The organism is Poseidonocella sp. HB161398, assembly GCF_005870025.1.
Taxonomy (GTDB): Bacteria; Pseudomonadota; Alphaproteobacteria; order Rhodobacterales; family Rhodobacteraceae; genus Mangrovicoccus.
In genome coordinates, this window is record NZ_VATA01000023.1 from 12,251 (window position 1) to 29,971 (window position 17,721).

At 68.0% G+C, this 17,721-nt stretch carries 13 protein-coding genes and 2 pseudogenes; 11 read left to right on the forward strand and 4 right to left on the reverse strand.

The features are described 5' to 3' along the window. Window positions 1-9: 9 nt before the first annotated feature. The 3 genes from FGX59_RS18325 to FGX59_RS37615 all read left to right on the forward strand — a co-directional run bounded on the left by FGX59_RS18325 (window position 10) and on the right by FGX59_RS37615 (window position 5,175). The gene (locus FGX59_RS18325; protein ID WP_138468581.1) at window positions 10-1,485 is read left to right on the forward strand and encodes an efflux RND transporter periplasmic adaptor subunit; all 1,476 of its coding nucleotides are present in this window, start codon (window positions 10-12) and stop codon (window positions 1,483-1,485) included. Continuing rightward, window positions 1,485-4,814 carry an efflux RND transporter permease subunit gene (locus FGX59_RS18330; protein ID WP_138468582.1) on the forward strand — a complete coding sequence of 1,110 codons (3,330 nt, stop codon included), beginning with the start codon at window positions 1,485-1,487 and terminating at the stop codon, window positions 4,812-4,814. Before FGX59_RS18325 ends, FGX59_RS18330 begins: the two co-directional genes overlap by 1 nt. A 187-nt stretch (window positions 4,815-5,001) precedes the next feature. Continuing rightward, window positions 5,002-5,175, forward strand: a complete 174-nt coding sequence (locus FGX59_RS37615) for a hypothetical protein (protein WP_171060703.1) — start codon at window positions 5,002-5,004, stop codon at window positions 5,173-5,175. Between the two features lie 1,633 nt (window positions 5,176-6,808). On the opposite strand, the gene FGX59_RS18335 is transcribed toward FGX59_RS37615, so the two are convergent. Beyond that, a complete protein-coding gene (locus FGX59_RS18335) occupies window positions 6,809-7,624 on the reverse strand; it encodes an arylamine N-acetyltransferase (RefSeq protein WP_206078384.1) in 816 nt (271 codons plus the stop codon). A gap of 235 nt (window positions 7,625-7,859) precedes the next feature. On the opposite strand from FGX59_RS18335, the gene FGX59_RS18340 reads away from it, so the two are divergent. The 7 genes and pseudogenes from FGX59_RS18340 to FGX59_RS18365 all read left to right on the forward strand — a co-directional run. Further along, complete coding sequence (locus FGX59_RS18340) at window positions 7,860-8,333, forward strand: pyridoxamine 5'-phosphate oxidase family protein (RefSeq protein ID WP_138468584.1); 474 nt, start codon at window positions 7,860-7,862, stop codon at window positions 8,331-8,333. Continuing rightward, window positions 8,330-9,676, forward strand: coding sequence for a GAF domain-containing protein (locus FGX59_RS18345; RefSeq protein WP_138468585.1), 1,347 nt, complete (start codon window positions 8,330-8,332; stop codon window positions 9,674-9,676). The genes FGX59_RS18340 and FGX59_RS18345 overlap by 4 nt, the downstream gene beginning before the upstream one ends. 738 nt (window positions 9,677-10,414) lie before the next feature. Then, window positions 10,415-10,597 (forward strand): annotated as a pseudogene (locus FGX59_RS38765) (DUF4172 domain-containing protein); the annotation flags it as partial. Between the two features lie 296 nt (window positions 10,598-10,893). Beyond that, window positions 10,894-11,484, forward strand: coding sequence for a Fic family protein (locus tag FGX59_RS38770; protein ID WP_240722548.1), 591 nt, complete (start codon window positions 10,894-10,896; stop codon window positions 11,482-11,484). Window positions 11,485-11,588: 104 nt separating this feature from the next. Further along, entirely contained in the window at window positions 11,589-11,804 is a 216-nt protein-coding gene (locus tag FGX59_RS18355) for a hypothetical protein (protein WP_138468586.1), read from the forward strand. 86 nt (window positions 11,805-11,890) lie between these two features. After that, a complete protein-coding gene (locus FGX59_RS18360; protein WP_138468587.1) occupies window positions 11,891-12,712 on the forward strand; it encodes a universal stress protein in 822 nt (273 codons plus the stop codon). A gap of 365 nt (window positions 12,713-13,077) precedes the next feature. Continuing rightward, a pseudogene (locus tag FGX59_RS18365) lies at window positions 13,078-13,230 on the forward strand (IS6 family transposase); the annotation flags it as partial. Between the two features lie 90 nt (window positions 13,231-13,320). Here FGX59_RS18365 and FGX59_RS18370 read toward each other — a convergent pair. Both FGX59_RS18370 and FGX59_RS18375 read right to left on the reverse strand, forming a co-directional pair. Further along, a complete protein-coding gene (locus FGX59_RS18370) occupies window positions 13,321-13,590 on the reverse strand; it encodes a hypothetical protein (RefSeq protein WP_138468588.1) in 270 nt (89 codons plus the stop codon). Between the two features lie 56 nt (window positions 13,591-13,646). Beyond that, window positions 13,647-15,476, reverse strand: a complete 1,830-nt coding sequence (locus FGX59_RS18375; RefSeq protein WP_138468589.1) for a Na/Pi cotransporter family protein — start codon at window positions 15,474-15,476, stop codon at window positions 13,647-13,649. A 763-nt stretch (window positions 15,477-16,239) separates the two neighbouring features. Here FGX59_RS18375 and FGX59_RS18380 point away from each other — a divergent pair. After that, window positions 16,240-17,181: an AraC family transcriptional regulator gene (locus tag FGX59_RS18380; RefSeq protein WP_138468590.1), complete on the forward strand. Its 942-nt coding sequence runs from the start codon at window positions 16,240-16,242 to the stop codon at window positions 17,179-17,181. Here the strand turns inward: FGX59_RS18380 and FGX59_RS18385 are convergent. Beyond that, complete coding sequence (locus FGX59_RS18385) at window positions 17,178-17,510, reverse strand: hypothetical protein (RefSeq protein ID WP_138468591.1); 333 nt, start codon at window positions 17,508-17,510, stop codon at window positions 17,178-17,180. The genes FGX59_RS18380 and FGX59_RS18385 overlap by 4 nt on opposite strands. Window positions 17,511-17,721: the final 211 nt, after the last annotated feature.

The following is a 17,721-nucleotide window of genomic DNA, read 5'->3' on the forward strand; positions in this document are numbered from 1 at the left end:
AGGCCCGCCATGTCGACCCGAACCCGCCTGTTCCAGGGCCTCGCCATGATCTCCGCCACCTTGCTCCTGCTCGCGCTCGCAGGCGGAGTGCTCTGGCAGGCGGCGCGGGACGGCGCGCTTCGCGCCGCACCGGCCAAGACGCCGAAGGAGCGGCTCTATGCGGTACAGACCGCGATTCTGGAGCCGGAGGACGTGGTGCCGGAAATCACCGCCTACGGCACGCTGGCCAGCGGCCGGTCGCTTGAGCTGCGCGCGCAGGTAGCGGGCGAGATCACCGCCCTGTCGCCGAATTTCCGCGAGGGCGGCCGGGTCGCGGCCGGCGAGGTGCTGTTCCGCGTCGACCCCGCCCGGCTGGAGACGGCCGCGGCGCTCGCCAGGACCGATCTGGCCGAAGCGGAGGCGACCCTGGCCGAAACCCGCGCGGCGCTGGATCTGGCGCGGCTGGAGGCAGCCGCCGCCGAGGCGCAGCTCGCCCTCAGGAGCCAGGCGCTGAAGCGCCAAGAGGGCCTGCGCGACCGCGGCGTCGGCACCGCGGCGGATGTCGAAGCGGCGGGGCTGGCCCGCGCCGCGGCCGATCAACTGCTGATCAACCGCCGCCAGGTGGTTGCCGGGGGCGAGGCGCGGGTGGCCCAGGCGGGCATCCTTCTCGACCGGGCGCGGATCGCGCTGGCGGATGCGGAGAATGCCGTGGAGGACGCGACCTATCATGCGCCCTTCGCGGGGGTGATCGACACGGTTTCGGTCTCGCTCGGCGCGCTGGTCTCGGCGGGCGGGGAACTGGGCACGCTGATCGACCCGTCCGCGCTGGAGGCTGCCTTCCGCGTCACCAACACCCAGTTCGCGCGGCTTCTGGGCCCTGAAGGGTGGCTACCCGCGGCGGAGGTCGCGGTGACGGCGCAGCGCAGCGGCCAGCCGATCCCGGCGGTTCTGGACCGCGCGGGGGCAGCCAATGCCGACGGACAGGTCGGACGGCTGCTCTTCGCCCGGCTCGAGGCGCCCGACCCGCGGCTGGTGCGTCCGGGCGATTTCGTCACCGTCCTGCTGAAGGAGGCCCCGCTGTCGGGCGTCGCGGTCATTCCCGCCGCGGCGGCCTCGGCGGACGGGCGCATCCTGCTCGTCGGCGAGGACAACCGGCTGGCCGAGGCGGAGGTCCGGCCGCTCAGGCTTCAGGGCGACATGCTGGTGGTCGGCGATGCGCCCTTCGGCAGCCGCTATGTCCTGGCGCGCTCGGCCCAGCTCGGCGCCGGGCTGAAGGTCGAGCCGGTCGCGGCCGCGCCGGAAACCACCGCTGCGCCGCCCGCGCCGCCGCCGCCAGACACGCTGCCGATCGATGACGCGCGCCGCGCGGCGATCATCGCCTACGTCGAGGCGAGCACGGCGATGAAACCGGAAAACCGGGCGACGTTCCTCGAGGAGCTGTCGCGTCCGGAGGTGCCCCGCGCCACGGTTGAACGGCTCGAGGCCAAGATGGCGGAGGGCCGGTAATGGCGCCGGAGCGCAGCGGCATCCTCGCCTATTTCGCCGGGCACCGCACGGCAGCAAGCTTCGTGATGATCGTCATGCTGGCCCTCGGACTGATGTCGGTCTCGCAGATCCGCTCGCAGTTCTTTCCCGACGTGGTGGTCGACACCGTCAATGTCACAGTGAAATGGGACGGGGCCGGGCCGGGCGAGCTCGACCGCGGGGTGGTGGCGCTGCTCGATCCGGCGCTGCGCTCGGTCGAGGGCGTGACCGGCTCGGCGGCGGTCTCCACCGACGGCTCGACCACGATCACCTTGGCGATGGAGCCGGGCCGCGACCTGGGCCGCGCCACCGAAGAGGTCAAGGCGGCGGTCGACGGGGTGACGACGCTGCCTGCCGGGGCCGAGGCGCCGGTGGTGAAGGCGGCGATCTGGAAGGACAAGGTTACCGAGGTGGTGCTCCATGCGCCGATCGCCCCGGACCAGCTGGCGCGGCTCGGCGACGATTTCCTCGCGCGGCTCTGGCGCGCCGGGCTGACCCGCAGCACGGTGACCGGCATCGCCGCGCCCCGGATCGAGCTGTCGGTGCCCGAGGAGGCGCGGCTGCGCCATGACATCCAGCTGGGCGAAATCGCCGATGCGGTGGCCCGCGCCGCCGAGACCCGGCCGGCGGGCAATGTCGCGGGCGGCACCGCGCGGCTCAGGGCCGGGGAGGAGACGCGCGATCCGGAGGAGCTGCGCGACCTGGTGGTGCGGGTCAATCCGGACGGATCGAAGCTCCGCCTGCGCAACGTCGCGCAGATTTCCGAGGCCGGGTCGGATTCGGGCCGCGCCTACAGCTTCGGCGGCGATCCCGCGGTGCTGATCCGGGTCGACCGCACCGAGGGCGGCGACGCGATCGGCATGGAGGCGACGGTGCGGCAGCTGGCGGAGGAGATGCGCGCCGAGATGCCGCCCGGCGGCGACGTGGTGCTGATCAATGCCCGCGCGCGCGACATCACCGCCCAGCTAAACCTGCTCTACGAAAACGGGCTGGCCGGGCTGGTTCTGGTCCTGATCACGCTGTTCCTGTTCCTGTCGGCGCGGACGGCTTTCTGGGTGGCGATGGGCATCCCGGTCTCGATGCTGTCCGCGGTGGCGGTGATGCAGGCCGGCGGGCTGACGCTGAACATGATGTCGCTTTTCGGGCTGATCATCACGCTGGGCATCATCGTCGACGACGCGATCGTCGTGGCCGAGCACTCCGACTGGCGCGCGCGGCACCTGGGCGAAAGCCCCGCGGTGGCGCCCGTGCGCGCGGTGCGGCGGATGGCGGGGCCGGTCGCGGCCTCCACCGCGACGACGGTGCTGGCCTTCGTCGCGCTGTGGTTCATCGGCGGCGAGTTCGGCTCGCTGATCTCGGACATTCCCTTCGTGGTGACCGCCGTGCTGGCTGCCTCGCTAGTGGAAAGCTTCCTGATCCTGCCCAACCACATGCGCCACGCGCTGGAACACGGGCGGAAGAACAGCTGGATCGACTGGCCGAGCCAGTGGTTCAACCGCAATTTCGAACGAGTCAATGCTGCGCTCTTCGTGCCGCTGATGCGGTGGATCATCCGGCTGCGCTATCCCTTCGCCGCGGCGATGCTGCTGCTGCTGTCGGTGTCGGGCGCGGCGCTCCTGCGCGGCGACGTGCCCTGGGCCTTCTACACCGCGCCGGAGCGGCCCTCGGTCACCGGCAATTTCGCCTTCCTGCCGGGCGCGACCCGCGCGGAGAGCACCGCCTTCGCCGCCGAGCTGGAGCGCGCAGCCGCGGCGGTGGGACAGAAACTCGCCGGGCCGGACGGGACGCCGCCGCTGGTCCATGTGCTCAGCGAGGTCGGCGGCACCGGCGCGAAGGGGCTGCCGGGCGAGGACACGATGGACCCGGACACCCTGGGCTCGGTTGATATCGGTCTGATCGGCGCTGACCACCGCAACTTCACCGCGCAGGAGCTGGTGCGGGCACTCAATGCCGAGATCCGGCTGCCCCCGAACCTTGCCGTGCTGAGTTTCCGCAGCCAGGGGCTGGGACCGGGCGGCGACTCGCTGTCGGTCAATTTCCACGGCGGGGACGGCTTCGCGCTGAAGGCCGCAGCCACCGAGCTGATCGCCGAGCTGCGCGGCTATCCCGAGGTCACCGGGCTGCAGGACAGCCTGCCCTGGGGGCGCGACGACATGGTGCTGCGGCTGACCCCGGTGGGCGAGGCGCTGGGATTCACCACCGCCGGGATCGGTGCAGAGCTGTTCGGGCGGCTCAACGGCATCACCGCGGCGGAATTCCCCGCAGGCAGCCGCACGGCGGAGATCGTGGTGCAGGTGCCGGACGCCGAGCTGACCGCAGGCTTCCTGGAGGACACGCTGATGCGCGCGCCCTCGGGCGCATGGGTGCCGCTGGGCGAGCTGGTGACGATAGAGAGCCACCCGGCCTTCGCCTCGATCGCCCGGGAGGACGGGCGGCAGCTGGTCACCGTGACCGGCGCACTCTCCGAGGACGACCCGGTGCGCGCCGCCGAGATCGCCGGGGCGCTGCGCGGGGACATCCTGCCGCGGATCGCGCAGGCGCACGGGCTCGGCTGGGATCTGGGCGGGCTGGCGGTGCAGGAGGATGACTTCCTCGGCGAGGCCATGGTCGGCTTCCTGCTCTGCGTGCTGGGGATCTACCTGGTGCTGGGTTGGGTCTTCGGCAGCTGGTCGGCGCCGCTAGTCGTCATGGCGGTGATCCCCTTCGGCCTGATCGGCGCGGTCTGGGGCCATGCGCAGTTCGAGCTGGCCTTCTCGCTCTTCACGCTGATCGGCCTGATCGGCACGTCGGGCATCGTCATCAACGACGCGATCGTGCTGGTGACCACCGTGCAGGAGCATGCGCGCCGCATGCCGGTCGCCGCGGCCGCGGTCCGGGCGGCAGGAGAGCGCCTGCGGCCGATCCTGCTGACCACGCTGACCACGGTACTGGGGCTCGCGCCGCTGATGTTCGAGGAGAGCCGGACCTCGCTGTTCCTGAAGCCCACGGTGGTGACCCTGGTTTGGGGCCTCTCGGCGGGGTTCTTCATCGTGCTGGCGCTAGTTCCGGCGCTGCTGGTGATCCGGTCGGATGCGGCGCGGGCGCTTGCCAGCCTGCGGCGGATGCTGCGCGCCGGGGGACGGGCGGGACGGCTGCCGCTGCTTCTCGGGGCGGCGATTGCGGCAATGGCCGCGCTCGACCTCGTGCTGCTCTGGCCGTGGATCGCCGCCGCCGCCGCGCCCGGTCTGCCCCTGATGGCAGCGGCGGTCGGCAATGTCGCGATCCTGCTTCCGGCGGCGCTCCTGCTGCAGCGGCGCAGGGCCGCGCGATGACGGAGGCCGCCCGCGCGCCCAATTCGGCAGGGCCCGACCCGGCCACCCGCGGAGAAGTGTCCCGGCCGCCGCCGGATCGGGCCAGCCCGTCGTCCCGGCACCGGCGCGGGGATGGCTGGCCCTGCGCCGCATCGCTGTCGGGCGCTCCGGCGCAAGCTTCGGACGGACTGCCGGTAGGGTGGGCCGCATGGACCGGATCGAAAGCGATGGCTTCAAGAAATCCCTGCTGGGACTGGCGCTGGCCGAGCATCTGGCCTGGGCGGTCGGGGTGCTGCCGGTTCTGGCCGTGCTGTTGGCCGAAATCCTGTGCAGCCTGATGCGCGGCGCGGTCGGACTCGACATCGTCGCGCCCTGTCGATGAGCGCGGCGCTGGGGCTCTCACGAGGGGGAGGCCGGGGTCGAAACTCGTAGCCACAATGTAGTTGGCAGTTCGGAAACTAGCGCAGCTGCCGTTTCCCCGAAAACCGTCAGAAATGCCGCAGACTATAAAACCCCGCCCACAGCGGTCACTGTGAGCGGGGATGAGCTTGGTTGTGAGTATGTGGTCAACTGCAACCCTAGCCAGAAGAGGGTCTGGCTGTCTATCTCTAAGTATGCGCCATTTCGCCATAAAATGGCCTGAAAGGTAGTCTGCGGCGCGACGGTCGGCCTATGCAAGAGAAGCACCAGATCACCCGTCGTCACCGTACTGGAGGATCTGCACGGCGGCACTGCCCAGATGTACGCTCGGCAGGACTTGCGGGAATCTATCCGGGAATCGCGCCGCGATCTTTCGAGGTGCGCTGAAGCCGCTGGCTGCCGTCAAGCTGCCCCTGAAGGCGCGCTATCAGGTGAAAGATTGCATACAGAGCGGAAGCCTCGCCGTGGTCTGTGGCGAGCCGAACGTGGGCGAGATGTTCTTTGCGCTGGACCTCTCTTTGCACATTGCCGGTGGCGCAGAGGACCAGCAAGGCGCCCGCGTGGCGAGCATGAAGGGCAGGCGGTCCACATTGCAGCCGAGGGCGGGCACGGCGGCTGCAGCGGGCTAGAGGCCCGCTGGCGGAAGAATCCGGAGCGGCGGAGCGGGGGCAGTGCGTTCCTGCTACTGCCGTGAACGGTGGACTTCTGCGGGGACGGTGATGCCGAAACGCTGATCGAGGCACTGAAGGGGGCGAGCTCCCGCCTGAGGAAACCTGGAAATGTCCGTGCAGCGACCGGGGCGGATGTGATGGTGATCCACCACAGCGGCAAGGACCCGTCGGCGGGGGCAGTCCAGACAAGGGCTTTGGATAGTTCGGCGGCGGTATTTGCAACAACTGAAGATACGACCTGATTTGCGAGCCAAGGGCACGTCGTTCGCCGTTCTTGGGTACTCATCCCCAAAAGTGCCGCCACGGTCTACACGTGGCGGCAAAGTACTTGGGGTAAGCCGGAAGGGTGCCAACCCGGGAGAGCGGCATCCGGCTGTATCTGAAATGCAGAATGTGAATCCGGCTGCCCGTCAACTCTTCTTAAGGTTGTGTTACAGATTTGTGACGACCAGGTTTGGAGATGGAAACCGGAATTCCAAAAGTAGTGCCGCCACGAATCAACCGCAGCGGCACCGATCAATGAGGAAATCGCCGTAGGAAGCACCGACTCGGAAAGTCGGCACCATGACTGTACTGCGGATTCGGCAACTGTCATTAGCCTAACATCAAATAATCTTCAGGTTGTGCCGAGCGTCTTCTGCCGCGACCTGATCCACAAGGAACGGCAGTTCGCAGACCTCCGAGCCGATCCGAGCGATCCGCGATCGAATGGCTGCACCGAAGCCGACCAGAGACGACCAGGATACAGACAGATGAATTCTGTTCTCGCTGAGGACTGGTTTAGGCCCGGATACCGGTCCCCGGGCTGCTGCAATTCCCGGCATGCCCCGTCCCGCTGACTTGCCGCGCGGCCAATGTCCGGCACCTTGCGCAACGCGAAACAGGCGGCGGGCGCCCGGGCAAGCGCCCGCCGGAGTTCCGGGCTCAGGCCGCCCGGTCCCGGACTGCCTCGCGGACGCGGTCCCATACTTCGGCCACCTGCGGCACGTCGAGGCCGAAGACCGAGTCGAAGATCTCGGCGAGTTGTCCGGCCCCGGCGACGCGGCGCTCGCTGATCCCGTGCGCATTTACGCGCCGAAGCCTGTCGTCCTGCAGCGAGACATAGCCGTCCCCGGTGTGCCGCAGCACGCCGAGCGCGTTGGCGAAGGGCGAGCCCGGATCGCGCATTAGCCAGGCATGGGAGGCCGCCATTTCCGCCTCGCCGCCGTGGCCGGGACGGAAGTCGAAGCTCTTCGCCATGCCGCGCGCATGGTTGGAGAAGCGCAGCCAGCCATCCCCCGCAGGCGCGATCGAGAAGCCGAAGCCGCGCTGGCTCACCGGTCCCGTCACCATCCGAACCGGCTCGAGGATGGCGTCGCCGACGCCGACCTCGGCGAGCCAGGGACCGTCGAGGTCGACCTGAAGCGTCAGGTGGTTGCCGATGGCGGCATCGCCGAGGATCTCGCGGTTGACGCCGCCGCAGAGCCGGGTCACGCGGAAGCCCATCGCCGAGAGGGCCGCGCCGAAAAGCCCGTTCATCTCGTAGCACCAGCCGCCGCGGCGCTGCCCCACCATCTTGGCGAAGGCGGCATCGGGGGCGATGTCCGAGGGCCACCCCATGAAGGCGTCGATCGCCTCCCAGCTGAAGGCCATCAAGTGGGCGCGGTGCAGCGCCGCGAGACTGCGGCTGTCGGGCGTCCGGGGCCGTTCCATGCCGATGCGCGCCAGATAGGCGCCGAGCTGCTTCTCGGTCAGTGTCATCTTGTCTTCCTGCGAAGGGACATGCGTCATCCTCCGGTCTCCCTGCAATGGACCGTTTCCTGTCCTGGGTCGGTTTCGGATTGGCCCGGGCGGGGTCTGCCGCCGCATCGCGGGCCGGTGTGGCACTGTGCTTAGCCCATCGCGGCCGGACGCGTTCCTAAATGGATGCGCAGCGAGGAGCAGGATATACTAATAAATTGCTAAGACGGACCGGAACGGTCGGGGGAGGACGGGCTTGCGGATCGACGACGACCTCATCGACTTCTTCGGGCAGCCGCTGATGTGCATCATCGCGGCGGCAGACAGCGCGGGCCGGCCGGCCGCGGGGCGCGGCATTGGCTTCGAGCTGCTCGGCGACCGGGAGACCATCGACGTGATCTTCTCGGGCTGGCAATGGCCGGAGATCGCGCGCGGCATCGAGGAGACCGGCCGGATGGCCGCCACCTTCGTCAGCCCCTCGGACTATGTCAGCTTCCAGCTGAAGGGCATGGCCCGGATGCGCGCAACGCTGGACGCAGACCTTGTCCGCTCGGAGGCGTTCATGGCTGCAGCAACCGCGGAGCTCGCCGGCCTCGGCGTCGCGCCCCACATGATCCTCCCCTGGCTGACAGCGCGCGGCGCGTGCGTGGCGCGGCTGGCGGTCAGCGAGATCTACGTCCAGACGCCGGGGCCGCTGGCCGGGATGCGGGCGGGGACTGCGCCGCAATGAGCCTGCGCCTGCCGGATCTCTCCGCCTGTTTCGAGGGCGTCATTCCCTCGATCATTGCCACCGCCTCGGCGGACGGCATGCCGAACGTCTCCTACCTGTCGCATGTGGTCCGCGTCGACGAGGAGCATGTGGCGCTGTCGAACCAGTTCTTCGCCAAGACGGCCGCGAATGTGAGGGCCAATCCGGCCGTCACGTTAATCCTCGTGGACGGTTTCACCGGCGAGCAGTTCCTCCTCGATATCAGTTTCGTGCGGTCAGTCGATTCCGGCGAACTTTTCGAGCGGATCGCGCGCGACCTCCGGGCGACGAGCGCGCAGGTCGGCATGTCGGAGGTGATGCGGCTCCGCAGCGCCGACATCTTCCGGGTCAGGGGCATCGAGCAGGTGCCCTCGCCAGTGGAGGCGGGTCCCGGCGCGGCAAGCCGCCCGCCGGTCAGCCTGCCCGCCCTCGCCAGGGCCGTCGCCGAGCTGGGGCGGCAGGCCGGCGCGGGCGAGGTCATCGACGCCCTGCTGGCCAGCGTGCGGCAGGTCCTCGGCTACGGCCATGCGCTGGTGCTGCTGCGCGACACCCGCACTGGCGCGCTCGTCACCACCGGCAGCACGGGCTACGCGCGCTCCGGGCTTGGATCGGAGATCGCGGACGGCGAGGGGATGATCGGCACGGCTGCCGCAAGCGGCCGGCCCGTCAAGGTCAGCGACATGAGCCGCCTGCGCCGCTTTGGCGGGGCGATCGGTCCCGATCCGGAGGAGGCCGAGAACCTCACCCGAACCGTCGCCTTCCCGGCGCTGCCGGGAGCGATGAGCCAAATCGCCGTGCCGATGTGCACCAGAGGAGCGGTGACCGGCGTCCTCTTCGTCGAGAGCGCGCAGCGGCTCGCATTCCGCGAGGAGGACGAGGCGGCACTGTGCATCCTCGCAGGACAGGCGGCTGCCGCGCTGGGATGCAGCGAGCGCGAGGCCGATCCGGCTAGCCCTGCCCCTGTCTCGTCGGTCCCGTCCGCGGCCGACCCCGCCAGGGGCGCGATCCGGGTTGTGCATCACGGCTACGACGACAGCATTTTCATCGACGGCACCTATATCGTGAAGGGCGTCGCCGGGATGCTGCTGCAGCTGATGGCCGGATGGCACGTGAACGAAGGCCGAAGCGAGTTCACCAACCGCGAATTGCGGCTGGTGGCGGGCGCGCGGATGCCCGAGGTCAAGGATAACCTGGAAAGCAGGCTGCTGCTCCTGCGGCGCAGGCTGGAGGAGAAACAGGCCGGGCTCCGGATCGTCCGCACCGGGCGGGGGCGCATCAGGCTCGAAGTCGACGGACCGCTCGAGCTGGCCGAGGGCAGTGAATAGCGGTTCCCGGCACCGTCTGTTGATCGGGCCATCGCCTTGGTGTCGCGGCCCGCATGGGCGTCGATCAGTGTCCGCGCTCCAAGCGCGGAGGAGGGCGCCCGCTGCCGCGAAAGAAGATCCACCTGCCGATCCCGGTCCGCGCGTCGGTCCCGGTCCCGAAAGCATTCAGGCAAGGCGCACTCCGCTCCACGAGGCCCTCTCCTGGCTGCACAGCACATAACCGTGAAACTTGGGCCAGTCGACCTGGACCTGCGCTTCCGTGGGTGTCTCCACCCGCCGCTGCGCCCGGACTGCCGGAGCAGTGAATATCCGCCTACAGTTCCGCTGCCCGGACTTCAGGTTGCCCCGAACTGGTTGCAGAGATCGGCGCCAGCATGCTGGCTGCGCGGATCGAAATCGTCCCGGAGGATCGGCCAGAGCGTGGCCTATGTCGAGACCTGGCCGGGGGCGCTGCGCAACGACAGGCGAAGGATTTTCCGGGCGGCGAGCGCCAGTCAGAAGGCGGCGGACTGGCTGGCGGCAGCTGCGGAAGATGCCCCGCCCGAAGGCGCGCTTCCGCAATGCGGCCAGACAAGCGGGGCAGACCGGAATGACGGGCCGCGCCCCTCGCTTTTCACGGGCCCGAAAGTTCGCTGATCGGCCATTGTCCGGCCGGTGTCAGTGGCTTGAGGGAATTGGACGCAATATTCCCGTCACATTGCATTGCATTTTGATGGGAATGTCGGCATCAATCGCCTCATGCAGATCTGGAACTCTCCCGCCTGGCCGAGTTTCCGGCATGATCCAGCCCTGACAGAGATTCCGCTCGCACGCGTCATGGAACGGCTCGGCAGGATCGAGGGCCTCCATGCCGGGCTGGTCCCGGTAGAACGCGAGGAAGTCTTCCTGCGAGCCGTGATTGGAGAAGCGCTGGCGAGCTTCGCCATCGAAGGAGCACCGCTTTCGCCTGCGGAAATCGAGGCCTCCGTCGTCGCCTCGCTCGCCCATCGCCAGGCCCTGCCGCAACGGCGGAGCGATGCCATTGCCGAGCTGATGCTCGAAGCCCGCGCAGGCAAGGGGCGCCTCTCTTCGGAGACTCTGCAGCGCTGGCACGAACTCCTGTTCCACGGCATCGAAGCCGAGGAGCTCGGGAGGGGGCGAAGCTTTGCGATGGAGATTGTGCGCCGCCCCACGGGCCGCCCCGGGGATGTGCTCTACAGCGCGCCCCCGCCGAGCGCATGGCGCTCGAGATGGACCGTTTCCTCGACTGGCTCACCGCCGACACGCACCCGTTGCCCGTCCGCGCCGGGCTCGCGTATCTGTGGTTCGAGTCGATACACCCGTTTGCCGACGGAAACGGCCGGATCGGCCGTGCAATCGTCGAGCATGTCTTCGCCACTGAAGCGGCCCTGCCTTTCTCGCTGTCGCGGCAGATCGAGGCGGACAAGCGCGGCTACTATACCGCCCTGCAGGCCGGAAGGCGTGTGGCAAACCACACTATCGATGCCACGCCCTTCGTGCTGTGGCTGCTGGAACGGCTAGAGGCGGGAATCGGCGAGGCAGGGCGCGAGGCGCGCTTCCTCGTGCGCCGCAACGCCTTCCTCTCCGCACATGCCGATCTGCCGGAACGTCCGCCGTCGGTTCTGCGCCGTCTTTTCGCGGAAGGCGAGAGCCGGGTAGAGCAGGGACTCTCGTCCGGGCCCTATGGCAAGATCGCGAAGGTTTCACCTGCAACGGCAACGCGGGATCTGACTGATCTGGAGCAGCGGGGCGTCGTGGCACGGGCCCCGGGAGGCGGACGGTTCACACGCTACTTGCTGAACTGGTAGATCCTCGATCCGGCACTGTCCCCTGTTGAGCCAATGGGATGACCCGCCTTCCCGCCGAACCGCGGCTATCCTTGCGGGCACGTGTGGAGAGAGGTGAAAATCTGATGGACCTCAAGATTTTGGGGATTGATCTGGGCAAGACCGTTTGCCGTCTCGCGGGACTGCACGAAGCCGGGGCGGTCGTGTTCCGCAAACGTGCCCAGCGGCATCGCCTGCCCGATCTTCTTGATGGGCTTCCGCCTTCCGTTGCTGCGATGGAGGCTTGCGGCGGCGCACTCTTCTCTTTCCCAGCCATCGGGTGCGACGGAAAAATGACCTAAGTCAGCTCGGAACTGCCCGAAATGCGCTATTCTTCTGCAATCGGCGGACAGGCGCGGCCCGCTCCGCCCGGGAGGGAGTCTCCGGTATGAGGAAAATCCTGGCCTGTACGGATTTCTCGCCACGGTCTGAGGGTGCGCTGCGGCGCGCGCAGCTGCTTGCGGCGGCGAACGAGGCGGAGCTGGTTGTGGCAACCGCGATCGACAGCGGCTTGCCGGCACTGGTGGCAGGGGCGATCGCCGATGGCGCCCGACTGAAGCTGGAGCGGCACTGCGCTACCGGCCCTGTCGCCTGCTCGGACCTGCATGTTGAAACCGGTGCGCCGGTGGAGACGCTCTCCCGGATCATGGCCGAGGTTGCACCCGACCTGGTGGTGCTCGGAACGCACCGTCCCCGCCCGCTCTGGGACATGGTTTCGGGCACCACGGCCGAACGGATCATCCGTGCCACGCCTCTGCCGGTGCTGCTGGCCGCTGGACCGCCGGAATCTGCGTGGCGTCGTGTCCTCTGCGGGATCGACCTGTCGCCAGCCTCGGCGGCCGCGGCCCGCTGGGCGGCGGAGCTCGCGCCCGGGGCGGAGCTGCACGCATTTCATGCGCTGCCGGTACCGGTCCGCGGCTGGACGATAGCCGGGGGAACCGCGGAACTGGCGGCGCCCTTCCTGTCCGATGCCCGCGCCCGCCTCGATCTGTGGTGGCTGGACGAGGTCCTGCCAAGACGGCTGGCGAAGCCCGCCCCAGTGGCCCTGCCGGTCGCCGAGGCTTTCGCTGCCGAGCTGGTCGCATTCCGTCCTGACCTAGTCGCAGTCGGAGCGCACGCCCACGCCGCCTTCGTGCCGGGCCATCTCGGCAGCTTCACCGAGGCGCTGATCCGGAGGCCGCCATGCGACCTGCTGATCGTGCGGGGCTGAGGCGGTGGATCGAGCCGAGACCATGCTCTGCGTCGGCTTCAGGCAGAGGGTTGCACCATGCTATTCCTCAGGCCATCGAAGGTTTCATTTTCGTCGTCGGCGTTGCTCAAGCTCATGCCAATGAAAGCCGCACCGCCTGATCAGGCTACGTTGCGGAAATTTCACCATTGTGTGGATCGCCATCAAACCGAGACTCTACCTGATTGTTGTCTAAGCCTCTAGTTATATGAATGAAATCTCTTCTTGTGGAGGATTTCTGTCGACGCCCATCTGCACCCGGCCAGAGCAGAAAAGTCTGCGTATAGACAGCTGGCTACAAGTCAATGAGGTGGCCAGGATCAAGGTTTGATGACGATCCATGGCGCGACGTCGAGGATCTCATGGCCGAGCGTGGCGTGACGGTTTCCCACGAGACGATCCGTGACTGGCCGGGCCGCTTCGGCCGTCAGTTTGCCGCCCAGATCCGGAGGCATCGCCCGGTTCTGGCGGACAAATGGCATCTCGACGAGGTCGTCATCCGGATGTCGATCCGTACGGGCCGCGCGGCTCCGGGGGCCGGAGCCTGCAGCAGAGTGGCGCCGCCGTCCTTGCCCTGTGCCCGGACGAACTCAGTCGGCGGAGGGCGGGGTCCGGCCGAGTTCTTCCATCAGCCATTCGGCGCGGGCGATCTGCTCGCTCGCCACCGCAAGCTTGTGCTCTAGGCGCTCCCGCGTCGCGCCGTCGGGGCCGTCGGCGATCGCCTCTGCCAGGGCGCTCTTCTTCCGGTGCAGCTTGTCGAGAATCCGCGCAACATGGTCCGGCCGGATCTCGCTCGCATTGCCTCTCTCCTGGCGGGACCGGTACTCGGCAAGCTTGGCGGCCAGCTTTTTCAGGCCCATCGCGTCAGTTCCCGCTAAACGAGACCGGCAGGATGCCGGGTCTCCTAGGTGGCAGTTTACTCTCCTGCTCCGCGCTGCGCGGCGGCCGCGTCAGGTTCCCCTGGATGGGGCAGTTCGTCTTCGTCGAGCGAAATCAGCTTCTCGACTTCGGCCATGGCCAAGTCGCGTTCCATGTAGCAGCGCCGCGCGGCATTTGTCAGCAGGCGCATTGCCGCGTAGGCGTAGTGCGAGTCGTTCAGGAAGGAGGTTGCCCGTTCCGCCGACAGGAGGTCGGAGCGGATCAGCCGGTCGACCCGCGCGGAGGTGGCGCGCGCGTCATGCTCGATCTGGGCACGTTCCTGGTCTAGCCAGAGCGCGCTGCGTTCCTCGGGATCGGCCAGCGACAGCGCGTGGATCTCGGCGGCGATCCGCGCCAGTTCCGCCCGCAGCACGTCATAGAGCTCGGTCGTCAGGCCGAACGACCGCGTCGTGTAGCGCTGGACGTTCTTGCGCAGGTGCTTGACCGATTTGACAGCCTGCACGACATCTCCGGCCACGTCGCGCAGCTCGTAGACCCGGTCGGCGATTTCCGGGGCGAATTCCCGGTCGCCGATATGGCTTGAGAAGTCGAGGATTGCGGCATGGAGCGACTTTACCCGGCGTTCGTAGGCGTCGTCGTAATCGAGCAGGATCGCGGTCCGGGCGGTCCGCACTGTGCTGTCGAGGTCCTGGCTGGCAAAGACCTCCTCTTCCTGGAGATTTAGCCCGCGCAGGATCAGCCCGACGGCATTGTCAGCGAGATGCCGCACTTCCTTGCGCAGGGCGGTCTCGAAGGTCAGCGGCAGGTCGTACACCGCCTCGTTGAGGTAAAGCGGCCGGCTGGTTTCCGGCAGCGTGTCCGGCAGCCAACGTTCCAGCGCGGCGACCAGCTGGTCCAGGAGCGGCAGCATCAGAGCAACGCCGATCAGGTTGAAGACCGTGTGGAAAGCCGCGAGCTTCAGCGTGTAGTCGTCCGCCGCGATGCCGAGTGCCGCCGCGATCCGGTCGACCGCGCCCGCAAGTGGCGCAATGAAGGTCAGGGCGACGACGGCTGTGAGGGCGTTGAAGACCAGATGCGCCAGCGCCAGCCGCCGACCCTGGACGTTGGCCCCGAGTGCTGCGAGGATCGCGGTGACGGTGGTGCCGACATTCGTGCCGATGGCAAGCGCCAGCGCATTTTCGTAGGTCAGCTGCCCCGAGGTCAGCGCGGTCAGGATCAGCACCATGGTTGCGTGGCTCGACTGCATCGCCACCGTGGCGGCGGCGCCGATCACAGCATAGACGGCCAGTCCGGCAATGCCGGTCAGGGCAAACCGGGTCAGGTCGAACTGGTTCTGGAATGTGTCGAACCCGTCCTTCATGAAATGGATGCCAAGGAATAGGAAGCCGAGCCCGCCGAGGGCGAGACCGGCGCCGCGCAGCGGCTTCGACGACTGGAAGACCAGCAGGATGCTGAGCGCCAGCATCGGCATGGCATAGGCGGCGATATCGACCTTCAGGCCAAGCCCGGCGACCAGCCAGGCCCCGGTCGTGGTGCCGATATTGGCGCCGAAGATGATGCCGACCCCGCCGGCCAGCGTAATCAGGCCTGCGCTGAGGAAGGAGATCGTGATGACCGAGACGAGCGAGCTCGACTGCAGGAGCGAGGTGGTGACGAAGCCCGACAGCAACGCGCGCAGCTTTGATCGAGTTGCGCCCGCAAGCACCCGCTCCATGGCACCGCTGCCGAAGAGCTTGAACCCGTCCTCGAGCATGAACATCCCGAAGAGGAAGACCGCGACGCCGGCGGCGATCTCCTGCAGGTCGGGCACGCGCCAGAAGGCCAGGATCATGCTTGCCATGGCGGCGGGGAGGACATAGCGCTTCATCGGGGCCGTGCTTTCATTGCGCCGTCTCCTTGCGGCCATGGGGCTCCAGCTTTGCGCCTTCCCGTTCCGCTCCGTCAATGCCGACCTTCCGTTAGCAACCTGTCGGTGCCCACGTTGGCCTGTCCTGCCTGAAATGGATCGAAGCGGCATGTCTTCCCTGCTGCGCGATCGCAAGGCTGAGTGCCTCGTGGTTAGGGGTTCGGAATGACCAGATGCCCCGGAATCCTTGACCGGATGCTGTCAGGGCCGCTGATCAGATGATCCCTGCATTCGTATCTGATCGAAACCCAGCGTGCGCGCTCTGTGGTACCAGCGACGAAGTCCAGCCCGCTCGCGCGCAGTTGTTGATGGTCCGAGTGCTTCTCGCAACAGGCGACGCCGATCCGCCTGATCCCGGACAGGGAGAATGGCGGTCATTCTGCGGTGGTCGCGCTCCTGACGGTCCTCGCTCGCGGTGGCGTCCAGCAGCCCGGGCCCGGATGCGGGCAGGGTGCAGCGAGAGTGGTCGCAAGTTCCGCCAAGGTGTCCTTTCCGCCGTCCCCTTGCCCCGGGGCAGCAGCATGCCGGGCAGGCGGCTTCCGAAGCCGGAAGGAAACAATTGCAGGAATGGCAATTCGTGGCATCGTGGCATCGTGGCATCGTGGCATCGTGGCATCGTGGCATCGTGGCATCGTGGCATCGTGGCATCGTGGCATCGTGGCATCGTGGCGGCGAGAGCGGCGCCAGATCTCCGGCGCGGCCGCAAGCGGATAGAAGGACGGGGATGCCCGAGGCAGCACGGATTGAATGCCGCGAGTTCGGCCACCGATGCGGAGACGCGTCTCCGGACCTGTTCTCGCGAACCAGTGACTTCCGTTTCTTCGGCAGGGACGGGCGCCTCTCGCATGCCATCCTTCCAGCTGGACCCAAGGGGCTGAAAGTCGCCCGGATCCTGTCCACCGGCCACGCGGCAAGCTTCAGCGAGGACGCAAGGACCGCGCTCACGATCCCCCTGGCAGGCAGGTCCGAAGTCCGTCTTGGCCGGGAAACCTGCGCGGTCGGTGCCGGGGACATCTTCGCCGTCGGCCCATCGGAGCGCCGCAGCAGGCTGCTGCCAGACGCCGGCGGACACTATCGAAGCTACACGGTGCTTTCTGCCACGCACCGGGAAGCCTCCTCCGGATCAGGACGGTGCTGGCATCTTCCGGACGCTGCCAGCGCCGGGCGGCTCAGGCAGCTTCTGGATTTGACCTTCGCGGCCTTCACCGGCCCGGTGCCCGTTTCCTTCCGCCGCGCTGCACTTTTCGAAGCGCTCATTGCCGACATGTTCGGCGACCTCCTGGCCTTGCCGTCGCGCGGTGAGACCCGTCCTCCGTATCCTGTCGGCCAAGCGGGTATCGTTGCATGCGCGAAGGACTTCATGGGCGCGAGCTTCGCCGATCCGCTGACCACCGCCGATATCGCCGCCGCGGCCGGTGTCAGTCCGCGGCATCTGCAACGGGCCTTCGCTGCCGTGGCAGGCGACAGCCCGCTCCGGCTGCTCTCGGAAATGAGGCTCGACCAGATGCGGGCGCGTCTGGCAGCGCCTTCGGAGGGCACCACTGTCACTTCCGCGGCGCTAGAGTCGGGGTTGAGCCATCTGGGCCGTTGCAGCGAGGCCTACAGGCGGCGCTTCGGCGAGCTGCCCTCGGAAACCTTGAAGCGGACCCGCAGGCGCCACGGCTAGCCGAAGACGGGAAGCATCTCGATCCAGACGCGGAAGACCGCCGCAGAGAGGCAGGCAAGACCCAGGAGCAGTGCCGTCCCGGCAGCCACGGCATCGGCTGCGATCAGCCTTCCGACTTGCCGACAGTCCGGGTGGCAGCGCCTCACCGCCTCCATTGCCGCCAGGCGCCAGGCCAGCCATGCGGCGATACCGGCAAAGACAGCGGCCATGGCCATGTTCACTCCGGGCAGGCTTGCCGGTTCGCGCAAGCCGCCGATTGCAGTCACGCCGGACAGGGCCAGCCAGCACATTGACGCAAGACCGGTCAACACCCTGTCAAACACCATCACGGCCGAAACTCCCTTGCCGGTTGATCGCAGTCCGGGTCTCGGACGCCAGCTGCAGTCCCAAGGCATCCTGGCGCATGCGATACCGCCAGGGCAAGGGCTTGAAGCGGGCGAACGTCCGCAGCTGCCTTCGCCCATGGCGGGATTCGGATAGACAGACAGTCACCGGCCGCGGGACACTGCGATCAGAGCCCGCCTGCACGGGCCGCGCGCC